Annotated in this window: 13 protein-coding genes; 3 read left to right on the forward strand and 10 right to left on the reverse strand. The window is 30.7% G+C overall.

The genetic code is table 11. The annotated features are described in order from the left end of the window. Window positions 1–284: 284 nt before the first annotated feature. The gene (locus PQF96_RS04005; protein WP_109438904.1) at window positions 285–926 is read left to right on the forward strand and encodes an acetyltransferase; all 642 of its coding nucleotides are present in this window, start codon (window positions 285–287) and stop codon (window positions 924–926) included. 51 nt (window positions 927–977) lie between these two features. Here PQF96_RS04005 and PQF96_RS04010 read toward each other — a convergent pair whose 3' ends face one another. The 9 genes from PQF96_RS04010 to PQF96_RS04050 form a co-directional block, all read right to left on the reverse strand. Next, complete coding sequence (locus PQF96_RS04010) at window positions 978–1,856, reverse strand: LamG-like jellyroll fold domain-containing protein (RefSeq protein WP_271765161.1); 879 nt, start codon at window positions 1,854–1,856, stop codon at window positions 978–980. Window positions 1,857–2,339: 483 nt separating this feature from the next. Beyond that, window positions 2,340–2,537: a hypothetical protein gene (locus PQF96_RS04015; protein WP_271765162.1), complete on the reverse strand. Its 198-nt coding sequence runs from the start codon at window positions 2,535–2,537 to the stop codon at window positions 2,340–2,342. 211 nt (window positions 2,538–2,748) lie between these two features. Then, window positions 2,749–2,958: a hypothetical protein gene (locus tag PQF96_RS04020; protein ID WP_271765163.1), complete on the reverse strand. Its 210-nt coding sequence runs from the start codon at window positions 2,956–2,958 to the stop codon at window positions 2,749–2,751. Between the two features lie 80 nt (window positions 2,959–3,038). Then, window positions 3,039–3,170, reverse strand: a complete 132-nt coding sequence (locus tag PQF96_RS04025) for a hypothetical protein (RefSeq protein ID WP_271765164.1) — start codon at window positions 3,168–3,170, stop codon at window positions 3,039–3,041. A 179-nt stretch (window positions 3,171–3,349) separates the two neighbouring features. Continuing rightward, window positions 3,350–3,526, reverse strand: a complete 177-nt coding sequence (locus PQF96_RS04030; protein WP_271765165.1) for a hypothetical protein — start codon at window positions 3,524–3,526, stop codon at window positions 3,350–3,352. A 156-nt stretch (window positions 3,527–3,682) separates the two neighbouring features. Next, window positions 3,683–5,425 carry a reprolysin-like metallopeptidase gene (locus tag PQF96_RS04035; protein WP_271765166.1) on the reverse strand — a complete coding sequence of 581 codons (1,743 nt, stop codon included), beginning with the start codon at window positions 5,423–5,425 and terminating at the stop codon, window positions 3,683–3,685. A 506-nt stretch (window positions 5,426–5,931) separates the two neighbouring features. Then, entirely contained in the window at window positions 5,932–8,502 is a 2,571-nt protein-coding gene (locus PQF96_RS04040; RefSeq protein WP_271765167.1) for a leucine-rich repeat domain-containing protein, read from the reverse strand. 144 nt (window positions 8,503–8,646) lie between these two features. Then, entirely contained in the window at window positions 8,647–10,122 is a 1,476-nt protein-coding gene (locus PQF96_RS04045) for a T9SS type A sorting domain-containing protein (protein WP_271765168.1), read from the reverse strand. A gap of 135 nt (window positions 10,123–10,257) precedes the next feature. Next, window positions 10,258–13,419, reverse strand: coding sequence for a CHAT domain-containing protein (locus PQF96_RS04050; protein ID WP_271765169.1), 3,162 nt, complete (start codon window positions 13,417–13,419; stop codon window positions 10,258–10,260). A gap of 155 nt (window positions 13,420–13,574) precedes the next feature. On the opposite strand from PQF96_RS04050, the gene PQF96_RS04055 reads away from it, so the two are divergent. After that, window positions 13,575–14,150, forward strand: coding sequence for an RNA polymerase sigma factor (locus PQF96_RS04055; RefSeq protein WP_271765170.1), 576 nt, complete (start codon window positions 13,575–13,577; stop codon window positions 14,148–14,150). An 8-nt stretch (window positions 14,151–14,158) separates the two neighbouring features. Continuing rightward, window positions 14,159–14,896 carry a tetratricopeptide repeat protein gene (locus PQF96_RS04060; RefSeq protein WP_271765171.1) on the forward strand — a complete coding sequence of 246 codons (738 nt, stop codon included), beginning with the start codon at window positions 14,159–14,161 and terminating at the stop codon, window positions 14,894–14,896. Between the two features lie 55 nt (window positions 14,897–14,951). Here PQF96_RS04060 and PQF96_RS04065 read toward each other — a convergent pair whose 3' ends face one another. Continuing rightward, window positions 14,952–15,686, reverse strand: a complete 735-nt coding sequence (locus PQF96_RS04065; protein ID WP_109438906.1) for an SH3 domain-containing protein — start codon at window positions 15,684–15,686, stop codon at window positions 14,952–14,954. Window positions 15,687–15,727 lie beyond the last annotated feature (41 nt).

Raw genomic sequence — 15,727 nt, forward strand, 5'->3', positions numbered from 1 at the left:
CTGGGTTTCGTTTTCGTACTACTTAGGAGTACGGGTATCTCCCCAACTATTCAGTGCTTTTTAAAATCATTTGAATGAACATATAGTTTTACCTTGCAATACTAAGGCAGACCCGTCCCGTTTTTTGAGACTGAGGAAAAAATATTTTTAGTGTACTTATATTCTCTTCATCAAAACTGACAAATATCATACTTTCAAAAAGGGAGGTTGGATACTTTTGACCTATCAAAACAACACTAAAGAGTTAGACACTATAACATTACATACTATAAAATGGCGCCAAAATGGAAGAGATCAATACGGTAAGATTATATGGTGCTGGAGGACATGCTCAAATCATACATTCAGTTTTAAAGCAAAACAGGGTTGCTGTTACAGAAATATTTGATGACAATCCTTCTGGTTGTCATCCCAAGTTTAAACATATATCAATTTTAGAAATAGATAAAGACTTTTCTCAAGAAGGAGATCCTTTTATTATCGCTATTGGAGATAATTTTCAGCGATCTGAGATTGCTAAATTTTTACAAAGTGAATTTGCAACAGCGATACATTCATCCGCCATTATAGATCCAGATATAAAAATAGGAAAAGGCACTGTTGTTTATGCCGGAGCTGTAATCCAACCCAATACTACTATTGGAAAGCACGTAATTATAAATACATTGGCAAGTGTAGATCACGATAATGTAATTGAGGATTTTGTTCATATTTCGCCCAACACCACCCTCTGCGGACTCGTTCATGTGGGTGAAGGGTCTCATATCGGTGCCGGAGCAGTCGTTGTACCAAAAATTAAGATTGGCAAATGGTGCATCATTGGAGCAGGAACAGTAGTTATACGAGACATTCCAGATTACGCAGTCGTAGTTGGTAATCCAGGAAAAATTATTAAAATGAACTATCCTGAGGAGTCAAAGAAGTAAGAAAATAGTGCTTACTATATCAATAATTATTCTACCTCCATGAAATAGTTACTATTCAAAAAGAGATTGCACTCCGTTTTCTAATGTATACAGTGTTGAAATCTCCTTATCACTTAAGTTTCTATTAAAAATAGATAATTCATCCATTAGTCCGATATACCCTAAACCTAAATAGATATTAGATTTATCCAGTTCCCATGTAAATGGATCTGAAATGTTTTTTCTAGTTCCTTTTAATTCACCATTCATATAAAGAGAAGCTTGACCATTTTCTGTATTAAGGTTAGAAAAATTGATCAGGATATGAGTCCATTCACCTTTTCTGAACGGTGGATTTTTCACTACTGGTTCTAATTGCTTTATAAAAATTGGATTTTCGTTATCAGGTCCATTAGGAGTTGGATTCCATACATCTCTATCCCCAATCACACCTAATCTAAAATCTCTGGGGTTTTCTTTAGTAAAATCTACCCAAATCGAAGCATCATTATAACTTACATCTGTAATTTGTATAGGATCGCAATATCCTGGTTTTAAATCTGTGGCTGGATCTAAACTTAGCCAAAATGAAATAGCACCACTCCAATCACTTGTGTTATACGCAATATTTTTTGCACTTGGGTAGTATATATTCCCACGACTTCTTTCTGTAAACAAAAGTCCATCACCATAACGTCCTTTATCTTTTGCAATACTAATATCTGGTTTATGTAAACCTACTTGTGCAGAATCACGAGCTTTACGCGAGGGAACGGTATAAAGGTTATCATCTCCTAGTGCAAAATCTGCCTGTACACCTTTATCAAAAGAGGCATATAAGGTAAGGGATGATTTTAAATCTGCTTGGGTTGTATCCTGAGCGCAAGAAGCGAGCAACATAGGTAAAACACCAAAAAATATAACTAGTTTTATAAACGTTTGATTTTGCATTATAGTAGTCTTAAAAAATAATGCCTTAAAGGTATACAATTATAGTGTGAAAGAAATCCTAAAAACTAAAAGTGATAAAACACTATACTTTATTGATCATTTTGAGTTTAGAAGTAATCATTAGATATTTTTTATAAAAGCCCGAAAGTTTTCTATGTTTTAATTCTAGATGCCTACCTCGTTATGAATTATTTAGAATTTTCAGGCTTTTGATCTTAATACAATTGATATCAACCGTTTATTATTAAATATCTTTAGCTATAAGCTTTTATTACATGTTAATGTCTTAACTCATTAAAATGTTACCACATCCTGAAAAAAAAATCATTGTCTTCTACTTATATACTTCTAGAATTAAAAATTTACAACAAGAGACTAGTTCTGGCTAGTTTAGAAATAACCCACTTGGATCTTAAAAGTGAGATTAATCCCCAAGTAGATTAGCTCCTAAGTATCAGATATGTTTATAACATATCTGATCTACTATGGTTCTAGACATATCAACGTTGGATCTGTTGGTGAATAACAAACAAAAGACTCTGGCTGACAAGGATTTGGCCTACAACTTCCCGGGCATGTTTCACACCCTTGTGGTATGCCGTTAAAACCACCGTTAATTGTTCCTTTTTCTGATCTTTCCAGAGTTTTCACCCCTTCTAGATTTAAAATGTTTTGTAACATAATTAAAAAATTAAATATTTATGAAAACCTGAACTTTTATAGACACTCAGGATATATGTCTTTTGATATGCGATGAGTTTTTAATGTATTGACCTCTTAAAATGTTACCTCAATTTTTATAGAATGCATAAAAAAACAGCTACAAGTTGGTACCTATAACTGTTTTTTGTTTTTGAAAAAATCTCAGATTGCAAATCTGAATGATCTGGTGTTAATCTCTCCAAGTCAAATCAACATTGCTCCCATAACTACATTGTGGCGGAGCATCAAAGGGTAATGCGCAGAAAAATCCATTCCAGTCTCCTCTACAATGATCACATTCTTCTTCATTGGTAGGTGGAATTCCAGATCCTTTGAGGTGTACCAATTGATTTTTGTTGAGTTTTGAAACTCCTTCTAATTTTAAAATGTTGTGTAACATAACTAAACGTTTAAGTATTAATGAAACCCAAATTAATTTATAGACACTTGGGATTTATGTCTATTCTATTTTTCAAATGCCTAACCATTTGTTAGAAAAAAGTCAGAACTTGGATCACCAATACTTTCTATCATTTCATGTGTTCCTTCTTTTCCAATAAATAATGGTGTTGTATTTTTTTTAGTAAATGCACCGCCCTTTATTGTATTCATTTGGTTTAACCTGGCTATAGAAAACTTGTTAAGTGATAAGTTTTTTGATATCCTTTTTTGATTATTTTTTTTCATAATGTTTATACTTATTTTATATGTACCGTATTTTTTATTATTCTTAAGGTAAGCTCGGATTAAAAAGGTAAATCCGAGCTATCTGGATTTAAATTCAGGTGTTTTTAAGTAAGACAATACCCGTCTATACATACTCCACCTGGAGCCTCATTTCTACAATCACTCGTTGTTCGACATGTACGAAGACATGAATCAGGATTAGCATGCCCTCCCAATATTGACTTTTGAGATTGTTTTTTTAATGATGCAACTCCCTTTAATTTTAAAATGTTTTGTAACATAACTATACATTTAATGATTTAAGAAACCCAAATTGATTTATAGACACTTGGGAATTATGTCTTTATATGCATGATGAACCTTTAATGTATTAACTATTCAAAATGTTACCCCTTGTTCTTTCTCTATTATTGCATTATTTCAAGAATATTTTGATTCTATCTTTTTAAATGAACATCGATATTAGCAGAACCAGCATTATTAAATGATTTTATGAAATCATCATAACCATCTCCATTAAAATCGCCTGTATTCCAATTTTCATTTCCATACATTCCTCCTTGTCGGGTTTCCCATCGTTGCATAGAAAAATTACTTCCATTTGAAATATGAACATCAAAACTAGCACGACTATCATCTTGGAAAACTTTAGCAAAATCATCTTTCCCATCTCCGTCAAAATCACCTGACATCCATATTTCATTTCCATACATTCCTCCTTGTTTAGCTCCCCAATGTTCCAAAGAGAAACTGTTCCCGTTTGAAACATGAACATCAAAATATGCTAAAGAGTTACCATCAGGAAAAGCTTTGGCAAAATCATCTTTTCCATCACCATTAAAATCTCCAGTGACCCATTTCTCGTTTCCGTACATTCCTCCTTGTTGTGTTGCCCACCTTTGTATTACAAAGCTAGTTCCATTCGAAACATGAACATCAAAGCTAGCTCGATTTCCATCTTGAAAAACCTTTGCAAAATCATCTTTTCCGTCACCATTAAAATCTCCAGACAACCATGTTTCATTTCCATACATTCCTCCTTGTTTGGCTCCCCAATGCTCTAATGAGAAGCTACTCCCGTTTGAAATATGTACATCAAAATATGCTAAGTAGTTATTATCAGGAAAAGCTTTGGCTATATCGTCTTTTCCATCTCCATTGAAGTCTCCAGTCACCCATTTTTCATTTCCGTATATTCCACCCTGTTGAGTTGCCCATCTATAAATTGAAAAACTGCTTCCATTAGAAACATGAACATCCATACTGGCTAAACCGTTATCATCAAAAACTTTAGCAAAATCGTCTTTCCCGTCTCCATTAAAATCTCCTGTCAGCCATATTTGATTATCCCAAAAACCTCCTTGCCGATGTGCCCAACTTTTCATTTCTAGTAACCCTGGTTGTGGAAATAAATAAGTAATCGCTTTAATATCGCCCAAACTGAAATTATCAATCGTACATGCTGCTCCTCCATTCATTACAGATTGAGAATCTGTATTTGGCGTTCCTGGAATTGAAATCCCGAAAGATGAATTTGTATGAGTAATTCCTAAATTATGCCCTATTTCATGTTGTACATTAGAAATTCTCATGTTTTGAGTAATTGATTTATTACAATATTGATTAGAATCAAAATCGGGATTAACCCAAATTTTCTTGCCTGGTAATCCATTTACCGTTGGCCATGAACCTCGTCCAAAAGTATTTGAACCCAAATTAACATTTGGATCCTGTGAATCATATATAATTTCAATATGAGCCTTGGTAATTGAGTTTGTTATTTTTAGATTAAGTCCAGAATTAATAGAGTTCCATCGGTAAATAGCATCAATACTAGCATTTTGCCAGTCTGAATTCATTCCTGGATGTATATAAATATTAATATCATTAATAATCAAAAGGTTCTGATGTCTTCTTTGTTTAGCACTAGCGGTTTGTTTGGAAGCATATTCTTGATTTTTATAAAAAACTATATCATCATCTACTAGATAATAGGCGCCTTTATCTACGATTATATCCCTCGGAAAACCCCAACTCATTATAGATTTTAATACTAAATCATTTTGAGGTTCTGATGCAACTTCTTTTCCAACAAAGTCATCATCTTTAGAACATCCTATAGTTAACATCAAGATCAAAAGGGATAAAAAACTTAAGTAACTTAATTTATTGTTTTTCATTATTTTATGTTTTTAATATGTTTAAGTCAGTTTAATGTATTAAGCAAAGAAAATGTTACCCTCCTTGTTGTATGTTTTTTTTGGATAAAAAAACGAGTAGTTAAAAAATTGAATCAAAAAGACTCAAAACCTAGTCTATTATGTTCAAAAAGAAACCCAAAAGCTTCTATAAAGAACCATTCGGGTTAATTAGTTAATGAATAGTATAGTCTTCCTTTACTTTCTAGAAAAACGTTGTTTTAAATCGTCATAAATTGGTTTTGCACTGTTTACTCCTTTTTATTTGCTTCATTTATCTGTCCATAGCACAGTTGTCACCCTGAATTTATTTCAGGATCTTATAAATAAGAGTTTGATTATTAACAAAGTGAGATGCTGAAATAAATTCAGCATGACACCGATAGGCTGATATGACGAAAAACGGATAATTAAATAAATTTATTTTATAAAAAGAGCTCCCTGATCAGAGAGCTCTTTTTTAACCAATGCTTTTTTTGAATACTAGATCATTTGACTATAAATCGTAAGGTATTATTCTTACCTCCTTCTTGTTCTATTCTTAAAAAATACATTCCCGTGGTTAACTGTTTATCAAACACAATTGTTTTTTCTTCTGTGTCTGATTTTACATTTTCACTGTGAACTAGTACTGCAGTAGCGCTATATATTGTATACTTAAAATTATTTTTTACACCAGAAAGTGTTATACTATTTCCCTCTATAATCGTAGGATATAAGATGATCTCATTATCCGTATTTTTGCCAATCACGTCAATAAATTTTGAGTCTCCTCCTTCTTCTCCTTCTTCATTAGAAAATGGATTTCCGGGACCTTCCTTACATATAAATCCCGAAGGAGCTTCTCTAATTATCATGAATTGATCTGATACATTAAACCTTACTTTTACTTGTGGAAACCGTAATACTTCTGATTCTGAATTTGACTTTGCTTGTGCTTCAGATCTATTTCCAGAACTTTTAGAAAATCCAATCAACGGACGTAGTATCCCTCGACATAAAAAGTAGTGTGCAATAAAATATGTATCTTCTACTGATATACTGGTATTACTATCTAGAACAAAAACTTCTTTTCCCGGATTAGTAAACTTTTGCAACTCTCCAATACCCGAAAAACTCTGCAATCCTATATTATTTATGATATGTATACTTCCTACTTTTTTAAGGGTTTTCAATGCATCTAGATTAGTAATATTACCAGCTATTGATTCTGCTATGGTAATTCTACCTTTAACAATTTCATAATCAAAGTCATCTACTTCTGCTTGTGAAGTTAGCATGATATCTCCTACAAAAGTTTTGTAACAGGCTACTAATATAGAATTTACAGTACTAGTCTGTGCTGCATTATTTTCTATTGTTATACCTCCTCCAACAGCATTAACGGTTTTTAATAGGTGTACAACTCCACAAGCATTTTCTAAACTTCTATTATTTGTTATTTTTAAAGTTTTGGTAACAGTTTTGGTATTCTGTAATCCATCTACATCTGCTAATTGGGAATTATTAAAAATTGAAATAAGACCATCAATTCTTTCTAGATTTTCTAATCCTGAAAGAGATCTTAAATTTGGATTACCTCCTATTTCAAGCTGAATTATATTCTTACCTATAGCATTAGAAATTCCTGAAATATTTTCTAAGTTTTTATTATTGTACAATACCAACCTGTTAGCAAGAGAAGTTAAATTAGACAAATCGTTGAAATTTGTTATATCACAATTATTTAAAACTAGTGCTCTTACATCTTTTAATCCAGAAAAACCACTGAAATCGCTTAGGTTGTTATTTTTAATTCTTAATTCTTTAATTGAAAGGATATTAGCAAACACATGGATATCGCTTAACTTAAAATTGTTAGTCAATTCTAGATTACCTTTTATTTCATTAAGCTTAGTTAAACCATCTAAATTTGACAAATCATTACCTATAATTCGTATATCTGTACCGATGGTAGTTAAATTACTAAGTCCTGTAAAACTCACCATACTTCTATGTCCTTTAATCTCTAGAAAACCTCCTATTTGTTTTAGATTCACAAAACCATCTAAATCGGTTAACCCTTCATTTGCAAGTAGATTTAAATTCCCATTTAAAGTTGTTAACGTGTTGAATGCTCTTAAAGAAGTTATTTTTTTATTAATAGAAATCACCAAATTGCCATTAATTATTTCTAAACCAGATAATCCATCAATATTTGCCAAAATTGCATTTTTTGATAATTCAAGAGAACCATTAATCATTTTAAGGTTATGAAAAGCATCCAGATTAGTGATACTAGTATTGCTTTTAATATAAAGTCCTCCTCCCAAAGTTTCTAGTGTAGCTAAACTTGATAAGTCTGTAATATCTCCTGCTACATCTTCCTGGATCGTTAGATTTCCGGTTATTTCACAATAGTCAAAAGTATCGACCTGGGCTTGAGAAGTAAGTATTAAATTACCTTCATAGATCTTACAAGTATTACAATTAGCAATAATATCCTGTACAGAACTGGTATTAGCCGAATTACTATTAATTGATGGATATACCTGCACATAGCTAGGATCATAGGTTATAATGGGTATTATACCGCATGCATTGGATAACTTTGGGTTTCTTTTTACTCGTAAAGAAAAACCTTCAAACCCATCTAAACGGGTAACATTAGATAGTCCGTTAAGGTTATCTAGCATAGCATTATTTTCAATGACAAGTCTTTCTGTTATTTCAGTGATTTTAGATAAACCATCAATATTATTTAATACCGTATTGTTTGAAATTGTGATAGATCCAAATCCAATATTTGAGAGATTAGAAAGTCCATCCAAATTTGATAATGTCTCGTTTGATATAATTTTAAGGTTTCCTTTAATTGATGTTAGCATTAAAAGGTCGTTTAGGTCTACAATTGCTCCTGGAGATTTTTCCTGGATAACTAAATCCCCATCAACAGAGGTATAGTCAAATAAATCAATATCTGATTGTTCATCTATAGTCAAGTTTCCAGGATACACTTGGGCAAAGGTTGTATGTAAACAACAAAGAATTAGAATATAAAGTAGTGTACTGTTTTTCATTTTCTATTTATTTTAAATTGTTAAAAATTTGATTTCGGGTTTAATGTATTTGTAGTTATAATTGTTACCCTAAAAAATTTAGAAATGCATAAAAAAAGTTCTCGATAGATGAGAACCTTTTGTATTATATGAATATTATTTACTTTATCTAATTATAAATCGAAAGTTAGAGTTTTCACTTTCTTCCAGTATTTTTATTATATATATTCCTGAAGTAAGTTGTTTTTTAAAATGTATGGTTACATTTTTTGACCCTTTGAGCATAGTCTTTTCTTCTATTAATCGACCTGATATAGTATATATTTTGTAGTTAAAATCATTTTCTAAACCAGTAATATGAATCTCTTTTCCATTAGAAATGGTTGGATATACATTTTTATTTATTTTTTGAGATAATAGCTCAGAAGGGTTAACCTTGGATCCATCTTCACCATCTTCATTTGCAAATGGATTACCTGGTGTTGAATCTTTATCACAACTCTCTGCACTTTCAGGAAAAAGATATACAATAAAATCTTGTGTTGATTTTTTTCTAACCTTTAATCGCAATGCAATATTATCACATAAAAAGTATGATCTCGCTTCTTTAAAAACACCCTCTGGGAGAGCAGGATTATTATCTAATTCTAAATCTCCACCAATACTACCTTTATTTTTTAATCTACCTAATACATAAACATCCTTAAGTTCTGTATTATTTTTTATGATTAAATTTTCACCTACTCCTTTAAGATTCCTTAATTTTTCTATATTTTTTATCTTACCCGTCATTTCATCTGATATGATTAAAGAACCTTTTATATAGCAATAATCAAAAGCATCGACTTCTTCTTGTGTTTTTAACCATACATCATTTTCGGGATGAGTACATGCTAAGGATTGGCAATTATTAATAATATCTATTACATTACTTGTAATTTCTGAATTATTTGCAACAGAAATTGATCCAATTGCGGCTTCGGTCTGGAACAACTCTACAATACTACAAGCACTGATTAATTTTTTATTAGCAGTCAAAATAAAATTTCCTTTTATTTTTTTTAAATTCAATAAAGAATTAATACTTACCAGTGCCTCATTATTCTTAATAATAAGGTTTCCTTCAATTACCTCAAGACTACTTAATCCTTCTAATTTTCTAAAACCACTATTTTGAATGTTTAAATCCCCATGAACAATCGGGATACTAGATAGTCCATTACTATTAGAAAGTGCTCTATTATTTATAATGGTGATATTTTTACCAATTTTTTTTATTAAACGCAATCCGTTGATGTTCTTGAGTGAATTATTGCCTTTAATTTCAATACTTCCTGTTATTTCTTTAATCCCCTCAAGTCCATCGAGGTTTGACAACTTACTATTTCGTATAATCTTTAAATCTCCATCCAGAAAGGTAAGTTGAGATAAGCTTTTAATATTTGTGATTATAGATTGAGAAGTAGAAATAACATCAGGGTTTTCTACATACTCTCTGATAATCAAATTGCCTATAATTTTAGTCCCTTTAAAATTATCTACCTCTTTTTGCGAAGACAGGACAACATCACCTTTATGAGTTTGTGCATAAAAAAATGAAGTTATAAACACCGCTAGTAAAAAACATAATTTCTTTCTCATTCTAATTTTTGGTTTAGTTCTGTTTTTCGTTTAAGACAATTAATTACTACTCCTACGTTTCAAGGTTTCTTAATCAAATTGCACCTTTAATGTATTTTCTAAATAAAATGTTACTGTAGAGTACTCCAATTTTATTTAAGACTTATCCCGAGATATTATATATTTCTTTTTAAACCAATAAAAAAAACATAAAAGCAAAACTAAAATAAGTACAATACCTATTGGAAAAAATGTGTCCATATACCTATTACTCACCAGATCAATGGAGCCTGTATCTCCTATCAAATAAAAACCTCCCCAATAAAAGGGAGCAGCCTGATAAACATTAGTTTCCTCTAGATACTGTAATTTAGCTTGTTGTAATGCCTCGGCCTTATTCATCCCTTTTTCAAGATTAACATAGAAATTTTTCATCAACACCGGAGTAGTCTCATCAGAGACTTCCCAATTGGTCAGCAATAAACTTTTGGTTCCTGCATATTGAAATGCTCTCCCCAGACTCATAATTCCTTCTCCTCCAGAAATTTTTCCTGCACCTGTATTACAGGCACTCAATACAGCAAGTTCTGCAGGTATTTCTAAACCATAAATTTCTTGATTATATAAGTAGTTGTCTTGGTTAGATCCTTCTACCTGAGTAAAATGTAATTTAGAATTCTCAGGCTGTTTATTATCTATTTCGCCATGAACTGCCATATGTATTACCGCATAACGATTGGCATTTTTTTTAAAATTAGATTCTATCGCATGTTTCCCATAAAAGTAAGCTCCCCCTACAATATCAGAAATCGCTTTTATTTCTTTTCTTGCTCCTGGTAAATTGTCTTTTGTGTTTCTTAACGTATTCATAGAAATTACCTGATTTGTAGAAAAAGAATCATCATCATTCGAAAATGAAAAAGCTAAACATTCATTTAATACATCTGTCTTTCTGGTTTTATCAGTAAAAAATAAATCAGCAGAATTAGCATAACTAATCATCTGCTTTTTAACAAAATAAGGTAATTTTTTTGGATTTTGATTTTCGGAATCTTCTGTTAACAAGAGATCAAAATTAAGATGCCATAACATTCTATCGGGTATGATAATTAAATGTTTATTATACTTGTCGATAGGCATAGGAGCGATGAGTTGCAGATACAGTTCACGTCCAATTTTAGTATACCTCTCTATGTTTTTTGAAGTAATTGCATTTCTAAATTGAATTATTTTCTCTTTACTGCTTGTAGTTTGTATTTCTTCTACAGAAAATATGTGCTTTGATATCATAAAAGCATATGTACTGGTATCAGTCACAAAATATTCTAATAGTGTTGTTTTTTCTGGAATTCTTTTTTGGATTTCAGTAACAGAAATAACAGAAGCATCATACTTAAGTTGATGGTATTTGGGGTACTGAAATTCAATTTCTTTCATTAATGAATCCTTTTTCTTAGTATATGAAAAAACCAAATCAGTAAATTTGTTTATCCTCATAGAATCTTTAATTGTTTTTTGTTTATACTCATGAAGTTTTGAGGTATAATACCCTAACTTATCTCTCACTTCATCCATGAGTTTAATCTTACTCTCTTCTATTCCGACAAAATGCTTTGCTTTTATTTTTCTAAGTTGCTCATCTAATAATCGAGCTCTATTTTTTTCTGAAAAATAGAATGCCTTTTTTGCATATTTCTCATCTTTTGTTTTTGCATATAATAACAAAGCAACCTTAACTGCATCTTGATATACATTCACTGTAGTTTTTTCTAATGCTACTTTATCTGTAGTTAACATATATGAATTTCTGATTTTATCAATTAACGAATCGCAATACAAGAAGCTTGTGAGTGATTGTTCAAAATCTTTATCTATTTTATTGTTTTCTGCTCTTAGTTTAAGACTCTTTGCTTTTCCATAAACAGCTGATAACATGGTATAACTATTAAAATAGTCATCTAAAGACGGTAGTTTTTGCAGAGAGGCGTCTTTAAAACTTTTAGCCCCAGCAATAATAGCATTATGATACTCTTCTATTGCCATAGAATATTCCTTATTCATTTCATATATCCTAGCCTTATTATTATAACATTCTGCTGTATTTTGGTTTTTCTTTCCAAAGTTTTTGAGAGCTATTTTTAGATTTTTATCATAATACTCAATAGCATCTGGGTATTTTTGTTGCAATTCGTATAGTTTTCCCAATTCATCGTTAACCAACAACATTTCTCTATGATCTTCACCAAGTATTTTTTTGATAATATCTCTTGCATTCGTCAAGTAATCTAATGAAGTATTATAATCTTTTTTTAACGCATATGTCCCTCCAATATTTACCTTTACTGTAGCGGTTTCAAAATTATAATCACCATATATGTCTTGGTTAATCTTAAGTGCTTTATTATAATACCTAAGTGCTTGGTCTAATTTATTTAACCTTGTATATTGTGTAGCAATACCGGCATAAAACAATGCAAAACTTTCAGAGTCCTCTTTGTTTGTTTGCTTTAAAATATGTAATCCCTTTTGAAAATACTGTAGTGCTCTAAAATCCTCTTCTATATAACTATAATTAGCGCCAAGATTATAGTATTTCCTAGTTAGTTTAGCGTGATTTTCTCCATTGGTCTCTATGATTAGAGCGATAGCTTTTTCATAAAAAGGTACTGCCTGGTGGTAAAACCCAGCTCTGCTATATAGCACAGCCATGTTTAAATATACTGTATTAAGAATGTTTTTATCTTTCTTATTGTAAAGTTGCTCATTAATATCTAAAGCTTTAGAATAGTATTTTTTTGCATCGTCTACAAATCCTAATCTATCGTATACAATCCCTATATTATTATATAAAATTCCAGTTTTTATATGACTGAAACCAACGTTTACTTCTGTTATTTTTAATGCTTTTTCATAATAGCCTAAAGCTTCATAAAATTGATTTCTTTTTTTATTTACCTTAGCTATAATTGATAATGCATTTGCTTCTTCTAGAGAATTTTTATCCAATAGTTCATTACAAATGTTAATTACCTGATTAGAAAAATCAGTTACCTGATCAAAATCTCTGAGACTATAATGATTTTTGGCAATTTTATTAAGACTTTGTACATATCTCTTCCAAGCTTTATGCCTCATAAATATTGAAGCCGCATTTTCAAATGAATTAATGGATTTTTGATATGCTCTTTCTTTTAGAAGCGAGTCTCCTTTTACAAAATATTGATGAGCTTGTAATGTATCTTCTTTAACCTGTGCATGTATAGTAATATGAGTAAATATTAACATTGCACCCCATACCATCTTTAATATTATTTTCATAAATGTTACTATATTTTCTCTTACCACAAAATTCACACCAAAATCAGAGCTTTATTTTACTCTTCTATTTAACTCTCCAAAAATAAATATGTTACTTTTATGATCATTATTTCGCAAAAAAAAGGTAACAACTTATGTATATTTAACATTAACCGATGAGTAACAGCAATCAAGACAGTATTATTGAAGGAATTGTTGCAGGAGATGAAAGGATTATAAAAAAATTTTATGAAAAACACTTACCTCAGGTAAAAAGCTATATCTTAAAAAATTCTGGTAGTGAAGCTGATGCTGAGGATGTTTTTCAAGATGCAATGGTTTTTGTGTATGAAAAACTCGAGAATAACTCTCTGCAACTTACTTCCTCATTAGGTACGTTTGTATATTCTGTATGTAGAAATTTATGGCGAAATAAGCTCAAAGGGAATAAAAAAACTGTACATAATGAAAGCATACTTTCAATATCTAAAGCTAATGATATGGATATCATTGATCAGATCAATGATAATGAAAGGCGCTATGTATTTCAAAAATGTTTTTTAAAATTAGGGACAGGTTGTCAGGAACTTCTTTCTCTCTTTTTTGAAGGAGTATCTATGAAAGATATTGCAAAGCAAAAAGGGTATTCTGAAGCTTATACTCGAAAGAAAAAATTTGAATGTAAAAACAAGTTGGTAGCGATGGTAAAAGAAGATCCTATTTTTGAAGAAATCAAAATAAATACTAAATAGCTTTTATTATGAAAATGACGCAAGAATTATCAGAACAGATCGAAGCCTATATTGAAGGTTCATTATCTGGTAAAGCATTAACAGATTTTGAAAAGACTATAAAAGCTAATCCCGAATTGGAAGAAGAAGTTAAAATACAAACCGAACTCTTTAACAATCTTAGAAATAAAAAATCTCTTGACTTTAGAAAAAAACTAATTGAAATAAATAAAGAGATTAACGATGAAAAGGCTTCTGAGAAATCCAACACTTTTACTTTTTGGAAAATAGCAGCATCAATTTTAATTTTAATTGGTATTTCTTCTATTCTATGGTTTACTAATACTACTTCTGAAAATTTATTTGCTCAATATTATACCCCATATCCCATTGGAGATATCAAAAGAGGAGATCAAACTTCTATTGATGATAACTTTAAAAAAGTAGTATTGAATTATAAGAAAAAAGAATATCAAAAAGTTATTCCTTTTCTTGAGAGTACAATAGAAAAAAATCCTAATGATGAGCAATTAAAACTATGTTTAGGGAATAGTTATTTAAATACAAATCAGTTAAAAAAAGCTGAAGCATTGTTTCTGAGCTTTTCTGCAGAAAGCAAATACTATTCTGATGCAATATGGTTTCTATCTCTTACATATCTAAAAATGGAAAAAGAAGAGCAAACAATTTCTCTACTCGAAAAACTCAGTTCATCTAATAACATTCATACAGAAAATGCTGGTAATCTATTGAAAGATCTTGAATAATGAAGTAAAAATATCCTTGTATAAAGAATAATTTAGGAGTAAACTCTTAAATTACTTAATCTGCAATACCTGTTCTACTTATTCTAATGCTTTCACCATTATCATCTTTTTCTAACTTCACAGACATTCCACCACCTTCGCTTCGTATAGTATAGGTAATCACAAAATCATTTTCTTCATTTTTGCGAGTTACCTCTAGTTCATCAGACCAGCTATATTCCTTTTTATCGGGGTTTGTAATGATGAGTGTCTCCCCTTCAAAATCTAAGTTGGGAAAACCCAATTTTTCAGGGACATTAAACAATTGCTTTGCCAATAAAAATGCTTCTGACCATCTATCTGTTTTCAAAAATATGGTTTCTTCCCTTAGATAATACCCATCATAATCCCTTGTGATAGTTTCAAACAAAACTATCTTACCTGGACTACTTGGCCTGGCTCTTTCTACATAATCAGATACTTTTTCTTCTACACGTGGAGGAGCAATATCGGTTAGGTATCCATCAAAAACATACCCTTCTTTGTTATTGTAATTCACTTTTACCATGACTCCAGAAATATTATCTGCTTTTAACCAATTCTTTTTACTACTGGTGTCTTTTTCTAGATCTTCAACATATACTTTTTCACCGTATTTTATGGTAAATAATCTTTCTGATTTTAATGAAGCTGTATTCCTAAGAGATAAGCCATTTTTTGCCAAAATATAATACGCTTTAGTCGGTTGAGCATGGACAACACCAATTATAAAAAGAGTAAGAAAGAATATTTTGTTTTGAATTAGCCTCATCCTGTTCTGATTTTATCGAATAAAAATAAGAAATGCTTCTC

The sequence above is a fragment of the Aquimarina algiphila genome, assembly GCF_947494415.1.
GTDB lineage: Bacteria > Bacteroidota > Bacteroidia > Flavobacteriales > Flavobacteriaceae > Aquimarina > Aquimarina algiphila.